A 14,575-nucleotide genomic window follows, 5' to 3' on the forward strand; every position below is an offset into this window, starting at 1 on the left:
GTCGCGTGATCGCAGACGCGAGCGTTTCAGCGTGAGGCGTGTAGGTCCAGCATCTCCAGCGCCATCTCCGCCGCCTCACGGGTGTCTGGACGTTCCGACCGCAACGACAGGGCCAGCCCCGCGCGCAAGGTCGGATCCGCAAAGGCGGCGGCCAACTGCGTAACCCAGTAGCGGCTACCGCCAGGGAGCGTGGGATCTTCCAGCGCCTCCCGGATCGCGGCGACGGTATCGCTGCGGTCGCAGGCATGGAACACGTCCTCGACCAGCGGGTAGACACCCCAGCCATCGCCGTTGCCGAAGGAGCGCAGGAACAGCGGGAGCGCGGCGCGATCGGGATCGGCGACAAACAGCCGTCTCGCCGCGTCGTAGGCGTCGATCAAGTCCTGGCTGAGCTGGTCGTCGTCGGGCAGCGGTTGCTGCGCGCGCAGGAAGGTCAGGGCGTCGGTCTTGTTCACTAGGAGGGTGATCGTTTGTGGGGTCATGTTCGTCATGATGCGCGTCGTCGTGTGCAGGCGAGAGGCCTTGTACACGTGCGGAGTGCCAATGCCCGCGCGCTGGATGCGGCGGGCGAGCGCAGGATCAGCGCGCAGGCAGGTGCCGCGACACCTTCGCGGTCAGCAGCTGCACCAGCGCCGGATCCATGTATCCGTAGTCGTCGGGGATGTCGAGGCAGACGATGCGTGCGCGGCCGAGATGGCGCTTGAACCGCCGCGACAGCTTGTTGCGATGCGCCGGTTCCATGACGAAGACGATGTCCGCCCACTCCAGCAGTTCCGGGGTGATTGGGGTGTCCGCGTCGTGGTCGACGCCGGCCGAGGCGGTTTCCACGCCGGGCCAGGTGGCGAACACCTGTTCGGCGGTGGGGCTGCGCAGCCGGTTGCGGCTGCAGACGAACAGCAGGTGGCGGGTCATGCGAGCGGCTGGCGGTGCGCGCGTGCCTTGCGATCCATGCCGCGGCTATGGCGCTGCGCCGACCGGCGGGGCCGGCCAGGCGTTGGCGATCTTGCAGAACAGGCGCGCGGTCTGCTCGGTGTCGTAGACCGCGCTGTGCGCGTCGGCGGCGTTCCAGTCGAAGCCGGCGGCCTGCACCGCGCGCGCCAGCACGGTCTGGCCGTAGGCGATGCCGGCCAGGGTGACGGTGTCGAACACGCTGAAGGGGTGGAACGGATTGCGCTTGTGGCCGCAGCGGGCGACCGTGGCGTTGAGGAAGTTGAGATCGAAATGGGCATTGTGGCCGACCAGGATGGCGCGCTGGCACCCGTACTTCTTCACCGCCGCGCGCACCGGCGCGAACACATGGTCCAGCGCCTCGCGTTCGGGCTTGGCGAAGCGGAACGGATGGTCCAGGACGATGCCGGTGACCTCCAGCGACTTCGGATCGATCAGGGTGCCGGGCGCCGGCACCACGTGCGCGCTGGCGGTGACGCCGGGATAGAGCTGGCCGAAATCGTCCATCTCGATCGGCACCACCGCGATCTCCAGCAGCGCATGCTTGTTCCAGTCGAAACCGCCGGTTTCCACGTCCACCACCACGGGCAGGTAGCCGCGGAAACGCCGCGACATCGGGGTGATGACCAGGGGTTGCGAGGGACTGTCGACCGAATCGTTCATCCGCCAAGGTTAGCAGAGCGCGGCCTCCGGCCGCCGCGGCGTCACTCCGGCAAACGCGTGCCGAGCACGCTGCCCTGCGCGCGCAGCCGTTCCAGCAGGGCCGCGCCCTCGTCCAGCAGGGCGCCAGGCGCAAGGCCGTGCGCGGCGGCCAGATCCAGCAGCAGTGCGCGTCCGCTGCGCGTGCCTGGCTGCAGCGCCGCCAGCACGGCGTAGGCCAGCGGCGCCAGTTCGGCGAAGCGCACCTGGCCGTCGGCCTCGCGCCGCGCCAGCAGACAGGTCGGCTGCGCCGGCGCCGTGTCCGGCTGCCAGGCCGGGCCGATGCGCTGCACCGGCCAGCGGTAGCGCAACAGGCGCAGCCACGGCGACAGCAGCGGGATGCCGTCGAGCAGGTCGCCGCGCGGATCGTGCGGCGGCAGCGCCGCATCGTCGATCTGCACCTGCAGTTCCACGGTCTCGTAGTGCGCCAGTTCGGCCAGCCAGGGATGCTGCGGATCGGGTGCGCGCTGCGCCAGGAACGCCACCAGTTCCTCGCCCAGGCGCGGGAACAGTGGCGTGCGAGCGCGGTGTTCGGCGCAGAACGCACGCAGCAGCGCCTCCCAGTCGGCGTCGCCGAGGGTGGCGCGCAGCACCGGGAACTGGCCGCTCAGCAGCTGCGCCAGATTGTCGAAGAACAGGGCGCGGTACACCGCCAGGCGCTGCGGCGGGATGTCGGCCGGCGGCGGGTGTCGCTGCGGATCGCGCAGATGCAGGGTCAGCGCGAACTGCTGCGCGCGCAGCGTCTCGCTCATGCGTCGGGCGACTGCGCATGCGCCTGCGCGGCGCGGATGCACTGCACTTCGTCCAGCAGCTCGCACAGCGGCGGGAACTGGCCGTCGCGCTCGAGCACGGTGGGACGCACGCCGTGCAGGCGGTAGGCGGCGGCAAGCAGGTCCCACACCGGGTCGGCCACCGGCGCGGCGTGGGTGTCGATCTTCAGCCCGCTGGCGGCATCGTCACGATGGCCGGCGACGTGGTACGAGGCGATGCGTGCGCTCGGCAGGGCGGCGAGGAAGGCCAGCGCGTCGTCGCCGTGGTTGCTGGCGTTGACGTGCACGTTGTTGACGTCCAGCAGCAGGTCGCAGTCGGCCTCGGCCAGCACCGCGGTCACGAAGGCGGCTTCGCTCATCGTCTGGCTAGGTGCGGCGTAGTAGGAGACGTTTTCCACCGCGATGCGCCGGCCCAGCGCGTCCTGCACCTGGGCGATGCGCGCGCCGACGTGGCGCACCGATTCGTCGGTAAACGGCAGCGGCAGCAGTTCGTAGAGGTGGCCGTCGTCGGCGCTGTAGCTGAGGTGCTCGCTGTACAGCGCGACCCGGTGCCGGTCGAGGAACTGCCGGGTCTGCTGCAGCAGCGTGGTGTCCAGCGCCGCCACGCCGCCCAGCGACAGCGACAGGCCGTGGCAGCTGAGCGGATGCCGCGCGCTCAGCGTCTGCAGCAGTTCCCCGGGGCGGCCGCCGACGCCGATCCAGTTGTCCGGTGCGCATTCGAGGAAGTCGAACGCATCCGTCGGCGCCTGCAGCAGGTCCTGCAGCAGGCCGCGGCGCAGCCCGAGGCCGGCGCTGGCCGCGGCCAGCGGCCGGGCGTCGTACCGGGGTGGTTCAGAGGCTGCCACCGCATTTGCCCTCGCCGCACTTGCCTTCGGCCATGGCCTTGTCGTCGTGCTTGGCCTGGGGCGTGGCGGCGCTCCCGGCCGCCGCGGGCTTGGCCGGCGTCGCCGCCGGGGCGTGCGCACCGCAGCTGCCGTCGCCGGCCTTGGCGCCGCAGCCGCCTTCGCTGGCCTTGGCCGGGTCGGCGGCCTGCCCGTTGTGCGCCGTCGGCGCGGGCGTCGGCGTTGCCGGCGCGCTCGCCTCGGTGCTTTGCGGCGGGGTGACGGCAGCCTGCGCGCCCAGCGCATAGCCCTGGGCGAGGTCGGTCATCGCCAGCGCGGAGGCGGACAGGCCGATCCCGCCAAGCAGAACCGCACCGGCGAGGGCAGAGGACGGACGGGACGACGTGGACATGCGCAGGCTCCTGGCGATGGACGGGTGCCGGTCGGGGTGGCCGACAGTGCGCCAAGCCTACCCGCTGCCGCACCGCGCTGCATGCGGCGGTGCGTGGCGACAAAAAAGGCTCCGTTGCGCACGGAGCCTTGGGACGCCAGCGGCGGTGGAACGGCGCATGGCCGGTCCGCACGCCGGGGATCAGATGCCGCTGGTGGAGCTGGTCTCGTCGCGCTTGTCGCGCGGCGGCAGCGGCTCGTCGCCGTGCACCAGGAACCACACGTTCTCAGCGATGTTGGTGGCGTGGTCGCCGATCCGCTCCAGGTTCTTGGCCATGAACAGCAGATGCGTGCACGGGGTGATGTTGCGCGGGTCTTCCATCATGTAGGTCAGCAGCTCGCGGAACAGCGCGGTGTACTGCGCATCGAGCTGCGCGTCGCCCTGGCGCACCAGCAGCGCGGCGTCGGCGTCGTTGTTCTGGTAGGCGGCCAGCGCCGCGCGCACCTGTTCGGCGGCGAGCTTGCCGAGCTGGCGCAGGCCCAGGGTCTGCGGCATCGGCGGGGACATGTTCAGCGCGATCGAGCGCTTGGCGACGTTGGCGGCGTAGTCGCCGATGCGTTCGACGTCGGCGGGAATGCGCAGGCCGGCCAGGATCTCGCGCAGGTCGCGCGCCATCGGTCCGCGCAGCGCCAGGCGCATGACGTCGTGGCTGATGGAGTGCTCGAGCGCGTCGATCGCTTCGTCGTTGACGACGATGCGCAGCGCGGCGTTGTCGTCGCGGCGTTCGACCACGTCCAGCGCCGCTTCCAACTGCGCCACCGCGGTTTCGCCCATGCGCACGATCTCGGCGGCGAGGCGATGCTGTTCTTCGTCGTAGCTCTTCACGATGTGCTCGTTGGGCTGAGTGTTCATGTCGTAGGTCCAATAGGTGCGTTGGTGTCGCCGCGGCCATGCCTGGCGGTGCGGTGCTGGCGTCGCCGGGCGCCCGCCCGTGGGGCGGCGGGCGCGGCCGCTGCGTCGAGGCAGCGGCGGCCGCAGCGGCTCAGCCGAAACGGCCGGTGATGTAGTCTTCGGTCTGCTGCTTGTTCGGCTGCGAGAAGATGATTTCGGTGCGGTCGTGCTCGATCAGGTCGCCCAGGTACATGAAGGCGGTGTAGTCGGACACGCGCGCGGCCTGTTGCATGTTGTGGGTGACGATGACGATGGTGTAGTCGTTCTTCAGCTCTTCCACCAGCTGCTCGATGCGGCTGGTCGAGATCGGGTCCAGCGCCGAGGTCGGCTCGTCGAGCAGCAGCACGTCCGGACGCAACGCCACCGCGCGGGCGATGCACAGACGCTGCTGCTGGCCGCCGGACAGGCCCAGCGCGCTCTGCCCGAGCTTGTCCTTGACCTCGTCCCACAGCGCGCCCTGGCGCAGCGCCTGCTCGACGCGGTCGGCCATGTCGGCCTTGGACAGCTTCTCGTGGTGGCGGATGCCGTAGGCGACGTTCTCGAAGATGGTCATCGGGAACGGCACCGGCTTCTGGAACACCATGCCGACCTTGCTGCGCAGGCGGTTCATCGGGTACTTCGGCGAGAGGATGTTCTCGCCGTCCAGCAGCACCTCGCCGCGCGCTTCCAGCTTCGGGTACAGCGCGTAGATGCGGTTGAAGATGCGCAGCAGGGTGGACTTGCCGCAGCCGGAGGGGCCGATCAGTGCGGTGACGCGCTTCTCCGGCACTTCCAGGTTGATGCCCTTCAGCGCGTGGTACTTGTCGTAGTAGAAGTCCAGGCCGCGCGCGGCGATCTTGACCGGCGACGGCGCCAGCGCGGTGTGCCCGTTGGGCATGGCGATGCGGTGCATCGGGGCGGCGTTGTGGTGATCGTTCATGGCCGGGTCCATAGGGGAATCAATCGTTGGAGATCTTGTTGCGCACCAGCAGGGCGCGCGCGCCGAGGCTGACCAGCAGGACGAAGACGGTGAGCACCAGCGCGCCGGACCAGGCCAGTTGCTGCCAGGTCGGGTAGGGGCTGCCGGCGAAGTTGTTCATCACCACCGGCACGCTGGCCATCGGCTTGAGGATGTTGTTGTTCCAGTACAGGTTGCCGAAGGAGGTGAACAGCAGCGGTGCGGTCTCGCCGCTGATGCGCGCCAGCGCCAGCATCACGCCGGTGACGATGCCGGCCGAGGCGCTGCGGTACAGCACCTGGATGGTCACCTTCCATTGCGGGATGCCCAGCGATAGCGCGGCCTCGCGCATCTGCGCCGGCACCAGCCGCAGCATCTCGTCGGTGGTGCGGACCACCACCGGCAGCACGATGAAGGCCAGCGACAGCGCGCCGGCCAGCGCCGAGAAATTGCCGCCGGTCTGCATCACGTAAAGGGTGTAGACGAACAGGCCGAGCACGATCGACGGCGCCGACAGCAGGATGTCGTTGACGAAGCGCACCACCTGGCCGGTCTTGCGCGCGTTGCCGTACTCGGCCAGCCAGGTGCCGGCGGCCACGCCCAGCGGCGTGCCGATCAGCAGCGCCAGGCCGCACATCACCGCGCTGCCGAAGAACGCGTTGGCCAGGCCGCCGTCCTCGCCGGGCGGCGGGGTCATGCGCGTGAACAGGTCCAGGTTGATGCCGGAGATGCCCTTGGCCAGCAGGGTCCACAGGATCCAGGCCAGGAACACCAGCCCGAACAGCGCGGTCAGGCAGGACAGGGTGAGCGCCACGAAGTTGACCACGCGGCGGCGGTTGTACAGGCGGTGTGCGATGTCGGCGGCCATCTCAGTTGCCCTCCTTGCGCGACAGTTGCGCCAGCATCAGGCGGGCGATCGCCAGCACGACGAAGGTCACCAGGAACAGGACGAAGCCCAGCAGCAGCAGTGCCGAGCGGTAATCGCCGGTGGCTTCGCCGAAGTCGTTGGCGATCAGCGCGGCGATGGTGGTGCCCGGCTCCAGCAGCGAGGGCGACAGGCGCACCGTGTTGCCGACCACGAAGGCCACCGCCATGGTCTCGCCGAGCGCGCGGCCCAGGCCCAGGAAGATGCCGCCGATCACCGCCGAGCGGGTGTAGGGCAGCACGATGTCCCAGCTCACCTCCCAGCGCGTGGAGCCGAGCGCGTAGGCCGACTCCTTGAGACGGGTCGGCACGGTCAGGAACACTTCGCGCATCACCGAAGAGATGAAGGGAATCACCATGATCGCCAGCACGAAGCCGGCGGTGAGCAGGCCGATGCCGATCGGGGGGCCCTGGAAGATCGGGCCGATCAGCGGCAACGTGCCGAGGTGGTCGTTGAGCCAGGGCGTGACGTACTCGGACATGATCGGGATCAGCACGAACAGACCCCACATGCCGTAGATGATCGACGGGATGCCGGCCAGCAGTTCGATCGCGGTCCCGACCGGGCCGCGTAGCCAGCGTGGCGCCACTTCGGTCAGGAAGAAGGCGATGCCGAAGCTCACCGGCACCGCGATCAGCATCGCGATCAAGGCAGTCACCAGGGTGCCGTAGATCGGCGCCAGTGCGCCGTATTTGTTCTCGACCGGGTTCCACTCGCTGGAGTAGAAGAAGCTCAGGCCCTGCAACTGCAGGGCATGACGGCCGCCCCACAGCATCGACAGCGCAGCGCTGCCCAGGGCGACGAGTACCAAAACGACGGTGGCGGTGAGGATCCAGCGGAACAATCGGTCGGCGCGGGCGTCACGCAGGTCGCGTCCGCGTGGCGCCGACATCGCTTCGGGAAGGACAGTGCTGTTCATGGGCTCGGTCGTCGCCGGAGCACGCGCCTGCGCGCTCCGATCGTGGCCGCGGCGGGGATGACCGCGCGCGGTGGGTGGTTGCATCGCTCCCGCACAGGCGGGAACCCGAAAGTCCGGATCACAAGTTGCCGAGACGGCGACCGGCGGCGCCTGGACTGCACCGCCGGTCGCCGGTTGCCGCCGCGCTGCGCGCAGTGCGCACCGCGGTGGCGCTTACTTGAATTCCTTGCTCCAGTAGGACTCGATCTGCTGCACCAGTTCCGGCGGCAGCGGCACGTAGTGCAGGGCGTCGGCCTGCGGCTGGCCCTTCTCGAAGGCCCACTTGAAGAAGTCCAGGGTCGCCTTGCTGCGCGCCGGGTCCTTGGCCTGCTTGTGCATCAGCATGAAGTTGGTGGCGGTGATCGGCCACGCCTGCGCGCCTGCGGCGTTGGTGATGACCAGGTTGAAGTCCTTGGCGTTGGCCCAGTCGGCCGACGCGGCGGCCGCGGCGAAGCTCTCGGCATTGGGCTGCACCCAGTTGCCGGCGGCGTTCTGCATCGACGCGTACGGCATCTTGTTCTGCAGCGCGTAGGCCAGTTCGACGTAGCCGATCGAGCCCTTGATCTGCTGCACGTACGAGGCCACGCCTTCGTTGCCCTTGCCGCCGACGCCGCCCGGCCACTGCACCGAGGTGCCTTCGCCGACCTTGCCCTTCCACTCCGGGCTGACCTTGGACAGGTAGTTGGTGAAGTTGAAGCTGGTGCCCGAGCCGTCGGAGCGGTGCACCAGGTTGATCTTGGTGTCGGGCAGGGTCACGCCCGGGTTCAGCGCGGTCAGCGCCGGGTCGTTCCACTTGCTGATCTTGCCCAGGAAGATGTCCGCCAGCACCGGGCCGGTCAGCCGCAGCTTGCCCGCGTCCATGCCGTCCAGGTTGACCACCGGCACCACCCCCCCAATCGCCGAGGGGAACTGGCCGAGACCGGCCGCGGCCAGCTCGGCGCTGTCCAGCGGCTTGTCGGAAGAGCCGAAATCGACCGTGCCGGCCTTGATCTGGGCGATGCCGCCGCCGGAACCGATCGACTGGTAGTTGATCTTGTTGCCGGTGGCCGCGTTGTAGTCGGCCGACCACTTGGAGATCAGCGGGTAGATGAAGGAGGCACCCGCGCCGGAAATCTCCGCCGCAGTCTTGGCGCCGGCGGCCGGCGCGGCAGCGGGCGTCCCACCTGCCGCATCGGCGGCGCCCTGCTTGTCGCCGTTGCCGGGCTGGCAGGCGGTGACGGCGAAGGCCAGGGCGAGGGACAGGACGGCAATGCGCGCCGGCTGCAGTTTCATGGGGGGTCACTCCGTAGCGAAGAGCGCCGGGACATCCGGCGGATGCTCGCTATGAAATGATATTTTTGTTACAGCGAGATGACTTGCGGACTGGTTGGCGGACGCCATCACCGGATGCGGCGCTCGCGCCGCCTTCCGGAACCGTGGCAGGGCAGGGCGGCGTGCCCCCGCTGGGCCTGCGCACGGCTCCGCCAGCGGGGACAAAAAAAGACGCGGACCCTGCGGTCCGCGCCTTCGGGACATCGCCGTGCCGGCGCGCGAGCGCCGGACGGGCGAGGCGCCGGCTTACTTCATGTTCTGCGCCCAGTAGGCTTCGATCTGCTTGACCAGCGGCTCCGGCAGCGGCACGTAGTCCAGCGCCTTGGCCTGCGGCTGGCCCTGCTCGAACGACCACTTGAAGAAGTCCAGCGCGGCCTTCGACGACGCCGGCTTCTTGGCCTTCTTGTACATGATGGCCCAAGTGGTGGCGGTGATCGGCCACGCGTCCTGGCCCGGCGCGTTGGTCATGATCAGGTTGAAGTCCTTGGCCGACTTCCAGTCCGCGGTGGCGGCGGCAGCGGAGAAGGTCTTGTCGTCCGGCATCACGAAACGGCCGGCGGCGTTCTTCATGCCGGCGTAGCTGAGCTTGTTCTGCAGCGCGTAGGCGTACTCGACGTAGCCGATGCCGCCGCGGATCTGCTTGACGTAGGCGGCCACGCCTTCGTTGCCCTTGCCGCCGATGCCGGCCGGCCACTGCACGGCGGTGCCTTCACCGACCTTGCTCTTCCACTCCGGGCTGACCTTGGACAGGTAGTTGGTGAAATTGAAGCTGGTGCCCGAACCGTCGGAGCGGTGCACGATGGTGATCTTCAGGTCGGGCAGGGTCAGGCCCGGGTTCAGCGCGGCGATCGCCGGGTCGTTCCACTTGGTGATCTTGCCGAGGAAGATGTTGGCCAGCACGGTGCCGTCGAGCTTCATCGCACCCGGGGCCACGCCCGCCACGTTGAACACCGGCACGATGCCGCCGATCACGACCGGGAACTGGCCCAGGCCGAACTTTTCCAGATCCGCGCCGCTCAGCGGCTTGTCGGAGGCGCCGAAATCGACCGTGGCCGCCTGGATCTGCGCGATGCCGCCGCCGGAACCGATCGACTGGTAGTTGACGCGGTTGCCGCTTTTCTCAGCATAGGCAGCCGACCACTTCGACAGCACCGGGTAGACGAAGCTGGAGCCTGCGCCAGTGACATCGGTGGCTTGCGCCGCGAGCGAAAACGTAGCGACCGCGGCGGCTGCCAGCAGTCGGAGCTTGAGGGAACGCATCGGGAGAACTCCTGAAATAGGTGGAATGCCGGCACCCCGGCCGGCATCGGCTGCATTCCAAGACTTTTTCATGAACGTCTGAAGAAAATCAGATGTCAGTCCGGTGACAGCCTTTCCGGACGGGGTTGCCTTCGTTTCGAAACGAAGCTGACTCAAAACCGTCATGTCTTTGACGGAATCTTTACAAATGGTCGGGCCATCGCACTGGGGCCGCACCGCACCCATACCACCCTGCCACCACCCATCGGAGAGATTCTAATGCGTTCCCATCTTCTCGCCACGGCGATCCTCGCCAGCCTCGGCCTCGCGTCGGCGCCGCAGGCGTTCGCGGCGAAGGCCAAGGCCAGCAGCAACCCGCCCGCCGTCAGCGCTGCCCAGCTGCAGCAGCTGCAGGCCCAGATCGAAGCGCTGCAGACCCAGGTCCAGCAGCTGCAGGCGCAGTCGGAAGCCCTGCAGGCGCAGTCCGACGCGCAGTCGGAAGTGAATGTCGTGCAGGCCCAGGCGACCGAAACGGCGCAGGCCAGCGCCGCCAAGGTCGACAAGCTCGCCAAGCTGGTCAACGACAACAAGATCGGCGGCCGCATGTTCTTCGATCTGACCAACATCGACCGCACCAGCGGCGGCGCCAAGACCGCCGCCAGCGGCACCGGTCTGGACGTCAAGCGCTTCTACCTGACCGTCGACCACAGCTTCAACGAGATCTGGTCGGCCAACCTGACCACCGACTTCCAGTACAGCTCGGCGCTGTCCAACACTCAGCTGTTCGTCAAGAAGGCCTACGTGCAGGGCAAGTTCGACGACGCCTTCGCCCTGCGCATCGGTGCCGCCGACATGCCGTGGGTGCCGTTCGTCGAGAAGTTCTACGGCTACCGCTACGTCGAGAACACCCTGACCGACCGCCTGAAGTACGCCAACTCCTCCGACTGGGGCCTGCACGCCTTCGGCGACCTGGGCTCGCAGGTCAACTACGCGATGTCGGTGGTCAACGGCGCCGGCTACAAGAACCCGACCCGCGGCAAGGGCATGGACGTGGAAGGCCGCGTCGCCTACATGCCGATGCAGAACCTGGCCATCGCCGTCGGCGCCTACTCGGGCAAGCTGGGCAAGGAAACCGACATCCTCGACGCGCAGCACGACTACACCCGCGCCGATGCGATGGTCGCCTACGCCGATTCCAACTTCCGTCTGGGCGGCGAGTACTTCCAGGCCAAGAACCTCAACAACGTGCTGACCCCGGCCACCGACAAGTCCAGCGGCTGGTCGGTGTGGGGCAGCGTGGCGCTGACCGACGGCGGCATCAACGCCTTCGCCCGCTACGACAAGACCGACCTGAGCAAGACCATCGACCCGACCCTGGCCGACAAGTACTGGAATGTCGGCGTCGAGTTCCCGGTGCTGAAGAACCTGAAGCTGGCCACCGTGTACAAGTACACGCACCAGGACAACGCCAGCAAGAAGACCGACGTGGAAACCAAGGAATTCGGCGTCTGGGGCGACCTGTCGTTCTGATTCGCGGAGATTCCCGCACGTGGAACGAAAGGCGGCGCATTGCGCCGCCTTTCTTTTTTACGGCGCGATCGCCGCGGCGCGCGATGGGGCGCGGGCCGGGGCGCCTTTCACGGTTCGCGTCGACGACCGTGGACGATAGTCGCTGCTACAGCGGCCAGGTGGCCTCTCGTGGAGAACTGGAGAAGCGGTTTCAACCGCGACGGGCGCAGCGGCGGACGACATGCGCCGCGCAAGTTGCCCAAGCCGACATCCCCGGCGCTGTACCGGCCGGCGCCGCGGCACGCCGCTCAACCCGGCGTCTTGTCCTTGTACCGGCACAGGTCGCGGATCGCGCACTGCGGACAGTCGGGCTTGCGCGCCTTGCACACGTAGCGGCCGTGCAGGATCAGCCAGTGGTGCGCGTCGTGCAGGAACTGCGGCGGCACCCGCTTGAGCAGCGAATCTTCGACCGCGCGCACGTCCTTGCCCGGGGCCAGCCCGGTGCGGTTGGCGACGCGGAAGATGTGCGTGTCCACCGCCATGGTCGGTTCGCCGAAGGCGGTGTTGAGCACCACGTTGGCGGTCTTGCGGCCGACCCCGGGCAGCGCTTCCAGCGCGGCGCGCGAGCGCGGCACCTCGCCGCCGTGCTGCTCGACCAGGATGCGGCAGGTGGCGATGACGTTCTTGGCCTTGGCGTTGAACAGGCCGATGGTGGAGATGTAGCGCTTCAGGCCGTCCTCGCCCAGCGCCAGGATCGCGGCCGGCGTGTTCGCCACCGGATACAGGCGCCGCGTGGCCTTGTTGACGCCGACGTCGGTGGCCTGCGCCGAGAGGATCACCGCGATCAGCAGTTCGAACGGGCTGTCGTATTCCAGCTCGGTGGTCGGGCTGGGGTTGAGTTCGGACAGGCGCGAGAACAGCTCATGGATCTCGTCCTTGCTCAGCAGGCGCCCGCGCCGTGCAGGCGTGCTTGCGCCCGTGCTCGCGGTCGCGCTCATTGGCCGCCTCGCTGCGCGGCCTTGGCCTTGGCGCGGGCCAGGATCGCCGCAGCGGCCGCCGGCAGGGCCGGCGCGCTCGGTGCGGCCGTGGTCGACGTCGAGGCGATCGGTGTCGCTGCCGCACGTCGCGCCTGGCGCGCATTGGCATGTCGCTCCAGGCGCGCGCTGCGCGCCCGGTAGCGCGCACGCGCGTCCCACGCATCGCGCAGGCGCTGCTGCGCGGCCAGCACCTGCGCGCGCAACTGCGGATGCGCCGGGTCCAGGCGATCGTCCTCCGGATCGGTGCCGCGGTAGTCCATCAGGCCGCCGTCGATCGCGGCATCCAGATCGTCGTCCAGGATCCAGCGCAGCAACTGCAGCGGCGTGGCGGGAGCGGGGGCGTGCGACATCGTGTGCGGGCTCAGCGGGCGCGGAACTGCGGCGGGCGCCGCTCCAGGAAGGCGCGGGTGCCTTCGCGCATGTCCTCGCTGGAGAACAGCAGGCCGAACTGCGCGGTCTCGTATTCCAGCCCCTGTTCGATCGCGCTTTCGCCACCGATCTGGATCGCGTCGAGGATGCCGCGCAGTGCCAGTGGCGCGGCATCGGCCAGTTGCTGCGCCAATTTCAGCGTGGTCGCCTGCAGTTCGCCGGCGGCGACCACGCGGTTGACCAGGCCCAATTGCAGTGCGCGCGCCGCGTCGATCGGCACGCCAAGCAGGCACAGTTCCAGCGCCGCGGCGCGGCCGACCAGCCGCAGCAGGCGCTGGGTGCCGCCGAAGCCGGGAATCAGCCCGAGATTGATCTCCGGCTGGCCCAGGCGCGCGCCTTCGGCGGCCACGCGCAGGTGGCAGGCCATCGCCAGTTCCAGCCCGCCGCCGAGGGCGAAACCGTTGACCATCGCCAGCACCGGCTTGGGCATGCGCTCGATCCGGCGCATCAGGCGCTGGCCCAGTTGCGAGAAATCGCGGCCCTGCACCGGTGTCAGTTCGTTCATCTCGGCGATGTCGGCGCCGGCCACGAAGGCTTTCTCGCCGGCGCCGGTCAGCACCACCACGCGGATCTGCGGGTCGTCCGCGGCCGCGGCGAAGGCCGCATCCAGCGCCTGCAAAACCTGGCGATTCAAGGCGTTGAGCTTGTCGGCTCGATTCACGGTGAGGATGCGGATCGCACCCTGGGTATCGGCGAGGACCGGCGTGCCGGACATGTGCATTCCTGGTTGTTAAAAAAAGGTAATGGGAACTCTGGGCGGGCCGCACCAGTCAGAGCAGCGTCGTCGGTAGCGGTTACGCGCCGCGGCGGCTATCCTAACGCGTCATCTCAGGCGGCACGGGCCGCCCTGTGCCACCACCCTGGAGAATTGTTTGATGAAGTTGCGTTCTATTGCGGTCGCTGTCGCGGCCCTCGCCCTGAGCGGCAATGCGTTCGCCCAGGACACCTCGTCCGAGAAGGGCAAGCTGAGCTATTACTTCGGCTACGACTACGGCAACAACCTTGCCGAACTCACCGGCCGCGGCGAGCAGCTCGATATCAATGCGGTGGTGAAGGGCTTGCAGGACGCCTACGCCAAGAAGCAGCCGGCGGTCAGCGCCGACCAGCTGAAGCCGGCGGTGGAAGCGTTCCAGAAGCGCGAGCAGGCCCGCGCTCAGCAGGCCAAGGCCGACTACGAGAAGGCCGCTGCCGAGAACAAGACCAAGAGCGACCAGTTCATGGCCCAGAACAAGGCCAAGGCTGGCGTGCAGACCCTGCCCAGCGGCGTGCAGTACCGCGTGATCGAGGCCGGCAAGGGTGCCAAGCCGACCCAGGCCAGCACCGTGCAGCTGGAAGTGGCCGGTCCGTACCCGTTCGGCCAGCGTCCGGCGCAGGCGCGTCCGGCGCAGCAGATCCCGGCGATCAAGGTCAGCGAAGTCGAGATGCAGGCCATGCGCGACACGCTGCTGCAGATGCCGGCCGGCTCCAAGTGGGAAGTGACCCTGCCGCCGGACAAGGCCTACGGTGCCGACCCGCGTACGCCGTTCCCGCCGAACGTGGCGGTGCAGTTCGAGATCAAGCTGGTCAGCGTCAAGTAAGCACGCCGTTCCAGTGCACGACGATTGCGCCGGCAGCGATGCCGGCGCAATTTTTTTGGCAGGCAACGACGGC

The 14,575-nt window shown here is 68.6% G+C and carries 17 protein-coding genes; 2 read left to right on the top strand and 15 right to left on the bottom strand.

Annotated elements, in window-relative coordinates; all coding sequences use genetic code 11:
- Window positions 1–26 precede the first annotated feature (26 nt).
- From ACHWVH_RS06290 to pstS (ACHWVH_RS06345), 12 genes are all read right to left on the bottom strand, one after another.
- Window positions 27–530 (bottom strand): hypothetical protein, encoded by a 504-nt coding sequence (locus tag ACHWVH_RS06290; protein WP_394686850.1) that lies wholly within the window; start codon window positions 528–530, stop codon window positions 27–29.
- Between the two features lie 49 nt (window positions 531–579).
- Window positions 580–912, bottom strand: a complete 333-nt coding sequence (locus tag ACHWVH_RS06295) for a low molecular weight protein tyrosine phosphatase family protein (protein ID WP_267099304.1) — start codon at window positions 910–912, stop codon at window positions 580–582.
- A gap of 45 nt (window positions 913–957) precedes the next feature.
- Window positions 958–1,611, bottom strand: coding sequence for a ribonuclease T (gene rnt / locus ACHWVH_RS06300; RefSeq protein WP_017911007.1), 654 nt, complete (start codon window positions 1,609–1,611; stop codon window positions 958–960).
- Between the two features lie 41 nt (window positions 1,612–1,652).
- A complete protein-coding gene (locus ACHWVH_RS06305) occupies window positions 1,653–2,399 on the bottom strand; it encodes a DUF2063 domain-containing protein (RefSeq protein WP_295927768.1) in 747 nt (248 codons plus the stop codon).
- Entirely contained in the window at window positions 2,396–3,262 is an 867-nt protein-coding gene (locus tag ACHWVH_RS06310) for a DUF692 domain-containing protein (protein WP_394686851.1), read from the bottom strand. Before ACHWVH_RS06310 ends, ACHWVH_RS06305 begins: the two co-directional genes overlap by 4 nt.
- Window positions 3,249–3,650 carry a hypothetical protein gene (locus tag ACHWVH_RS06315; protein WP_267092513.1) on the bottom strand — a complete coding sequence of 134 codons (402 nt, stop codon included), beginning with the start codon at window positions 3,648–3,650 and terminating at the stop codon, window positions 3,249–3,251. The genes ACHWVH_RS06310 and ACHWVH_RS06315 overlap by 14 nt, the downstream gene beginning before the upstream one ends.
- 180 nt (window positions 3,651–3,830) lie before the next feature.
- A complete protein-coding gene (phoU, locus tag ACHWVH_RS06320; RefSeq protein ID WP_017914020.1) occupies window positions 3,831–4,541 on the bottom strand; it encodes a phosphate signaling complex protein PhoU in 711 nt (236 codons plus the stop codon).
- Window positions 4,542–4,671: 130 nt separating this feature from the next.
- A complete protein-coding gene (gene pstB, locus ACHWVH_RS06325) occupies window positions 4,672–5,499 on the bottom strand; it encodes a phosphate ABC transporter ATP-binding protein PstB (protein ID WP_010343978.1) in 828 nt (275 codons plus the stop codon).
- Between the two features lie 19 nt (window positions 5,500–5,518).
- Window positions 5,519–6,385 carry a phosphate ABC transporter permease PstA gene (gene pstA, locus ACHWVH_RS06330; RefSeq protein WP_017910162.1) on the bottom strand — a complete coding sequence of 289 codons (867 nt, stop codon included), beginning with the start codon at window positions 6,383–6,385 and terminating at the stop codon, window positions 5,519–5,521.
- 1 nt (window position 6,386) lies between these two features.
- A complete protein-coding gene (gene pstC, locus ACHWVH_RS06335) occupies window positions 6,387–7,361 on the bottom strand; it encodes a phosphate ABC transporter permease subunit PstC (RefSeq protein WP_267084451.1) in 975 nt (324 codons plus the stop codon).
- A gap of 213 nt (window positions 7,362–7,574) precedes the next feature.
- Window positions 7,575–8,672 (bottom strand): phosphate ABC transporter substrate-binding protein PstS, encoded by a 1,098-nt coding sequence (gene pstS, locus ACHWVH_RS06340; RefSeq protein ID WP_043092425.1) that lies wholly within the window; start codon window positions 8,670–8,672, stop codon window positions 7,575–7,577.
- Between the two features lie 285 nt (window positions 8,673–8,957).
- A complete protein-coding gene (gene pstS / locus ACHWVH_RS06345) occupies window positions 8,958–9,971 on the bottom strand; it encodes a phosphate ABC transporter substrate-binding protein PstS (protein WP_017910159.1) in 1,014 nt (337 codons plus the stop codon).
- A gap of 258 nt (window positions 9,972–10,229) precedes the next feature.
- Here pstS (ACHWVH_RS06345) and ACHWVH_RS06350 point away from each other — a divergent pair, with 258 nt between their 5' ends.
- The gene (locus tag ACHWVH_RS06350) at window positions 10,230–11,480 is read left to right on the top strand and encodes a porin (protein ID WP_017910158.1); all 1,251 of its coding nucleotides are present in this window, start codon (window positions 10,230–10,232) and stop codon (window positions 11,478–11,480) included.
- Between the two features lie 287 nt (window positions 11,481–11,767).
- Here ACHWVH_RS06350 and nth read toward each other — a convergent pair whose 3' ends face one another.
- From nth to ACHWVH_RS06365, 3 genes are read right to left on the bottom strand one after another with little or no spacing between them, the layout of a single operon-like run.
- The gene (gene nth, locus ACHWVH_RS06355; RefSeq protein ID WP_150409158.1) at window positions 11,768–12,457 is read right to left on the bottom strand and encodes an endonuclease III; all 690 of its coding nucleotides are present in this window, start codon (window positions 12,455–12,457) and stop codon (window positions 11,768–11,770) included.
- Window positions 12,454–12,846: a hypothetical protein gene (locus ACHWVH_RS06360; protein ID WP_394686852.1), complete on the bottom strand. Its 393-nt coding sequence runs from the start codon at window positions 12,844–12,846 to the stop codon at window positions 12,454–12,456. Before ACHWVH_RS06360 ends, nth begins: the two co-directional genes overlap by 4 nt.
- Window positions 12,847–12,857: 11 nt before the next feature.
- Entirely contained in the window at window positions 12,858–13,640 is a 783-nt protein-coding gene (locus tag ACHWVH_RS06365; RefSeq protein WP_394686853.1) for an enoyl-CoA hydratase/isomerase family protein, read from the bottom strand.
- Between the two features lie 160 nt (window positions 13,641–13,800).
- Between ACHWVH_RS06365 and ACHWVH_RS06370 the strand changes: the two genes are divergently transcribed.
- Window positions 13,801–14,502: an FKBP-type peptidyl-prolyl cis-trans isomerase gene (locus ACHWVH_RS06370; protein ID WP_242159305.1), complete on the top strand. Its 702-nt coding sequence runs from the start codon at window positions 13,801–13,803 to the stop codon at window positions 14,500–14,502.
- The last annotated feature ends 73 nt before the right edge of the window (window positions 14,503–14,575 follow it).

The sequence above is a fragment of the uncultured Xanthomonas sp. genome, assembly GCF_964278005.1.
Taxonomy (GTDB): domain Bacteria; phylum Pseudomonadota; class Gammaproteobacteria; order Xanthomonadales; family Xanthomonadaceae; genus Xanthomonas_A; species Xanthomonas_A sontii.

What these genes read in the sequence shown, in the direction of transcription:
- ACHWVH_RS06295 (WP_267099304.1), bottom strand. Translation starts at nt 912, where the DNA reads ATGACCCGCCACCTGCTGTTCGTCTGCAGCCGCAACCGGCTGCGCAGC.
- rnt (WP_017911007.1), bottom strand. Translation starts at nt 1,611, where the DNA reads ATGAACGATTCGGTCGACAGTCCCTCGCAACCCCTGGTCATCACCCCG.
- ACHWVH_RS06305 (WP_295927768.1), bottom strand. Translation starts at nt 2,399, where the DNA reads ATGAGCGAGACGCTGCGCGCGCAGCAGTTCGCGCTGACCCTGCATCTG.
- ACHWVH_RS06315 (WP_267092513.1), bottom strand. Translation starts at nt 3,650, where the DNA reads ATGTCCACGTCGTCCCGTCCGTCCTCTGCCCTCGCCGGTGCGGTTCTG.
- phoU (WP_017914020.1), bottom strand. Translation starts at nt 4,541, where the DNA reads ATGAACACTCAGCCCAACGAGCACATCGTGAAGAGCTACGACGAAGAA.
- pstB (WP_010343978.1), bottom strand. Translation starts at nt 5,499, where the DNA reads ATGAACGATCACCACAACGCCGCCCCGATGCACCGCATCGCCATGCCC.
- pstA (WP_017910162.1), bottom strand. Translation starts at nt 6,385, where the DNA reads ATGGCCGCCGACATCGCACACCGCCTGTACAACCGCCGCCGCGTGGTC.
- pstC (WP_267084451.1), bottom strand. Translation starts at nt 7,361, where the DNA reads ATGAACAGCACTGTCCTTCCCGAAGCGATGTCGGCGCCACGCGGACGC.
- pstS (WP_043092425.1), bottom strand. Translation starts at nt 8,672, where the DNA reads ATGAAACTGCAGCCGGCGCGCATTGCCGTCCTGTCCCTCGCCCTGGCC.
- pstS (WP_017910159.1), bottom strand. Translation starts at nt 9,971, where the DNA reads ATGCGTTCCCTCAAGCTCCGACTGCTGGCAGCCGCCGCGGTCGCTACG.
- ACHWVH_RS06350 (WP_017910158.1), top strand. Translation starts at nt 10,230, where the DNA reads ATGCGTTCCCATCTTCTCGCCACGGCGATCCTCGCCAGCCTCGGCCTC.
- nth (WP_150409158.1), bottom strand. Translation starts at nt 12,457, where the DNA reads ATGAGCGCGACCGCGAGCACGGGCGCAAGCACGCCTGCACGGCGCGGG.
- ACHWVH_RS06360 (WP_394686852.1), bottom strand. Translation starts at nt 12,846, where the DNA reads ATGTCGCACGCCCCCGCTCCCGCCACGCCGCTGCAGTTGCTGCGCTGG.
- ACHWVH_RS06365 (WP_394686853.1), bottom strand. Translation starts at nt 13,640, where the DNA reads ATGTCCGGCACGCCGGTCCTCGCCGATACCCAGGGTGCGATCCGCATC.
- ACHWVH_RS06370 (WP_242159305.1), top strand. Translation starts at nt 13,801, where the DNA reads ATGAAGTTGCGTTCTATTGCGGTCGCTGTCGCGGCCCTCGCCCTGAGC.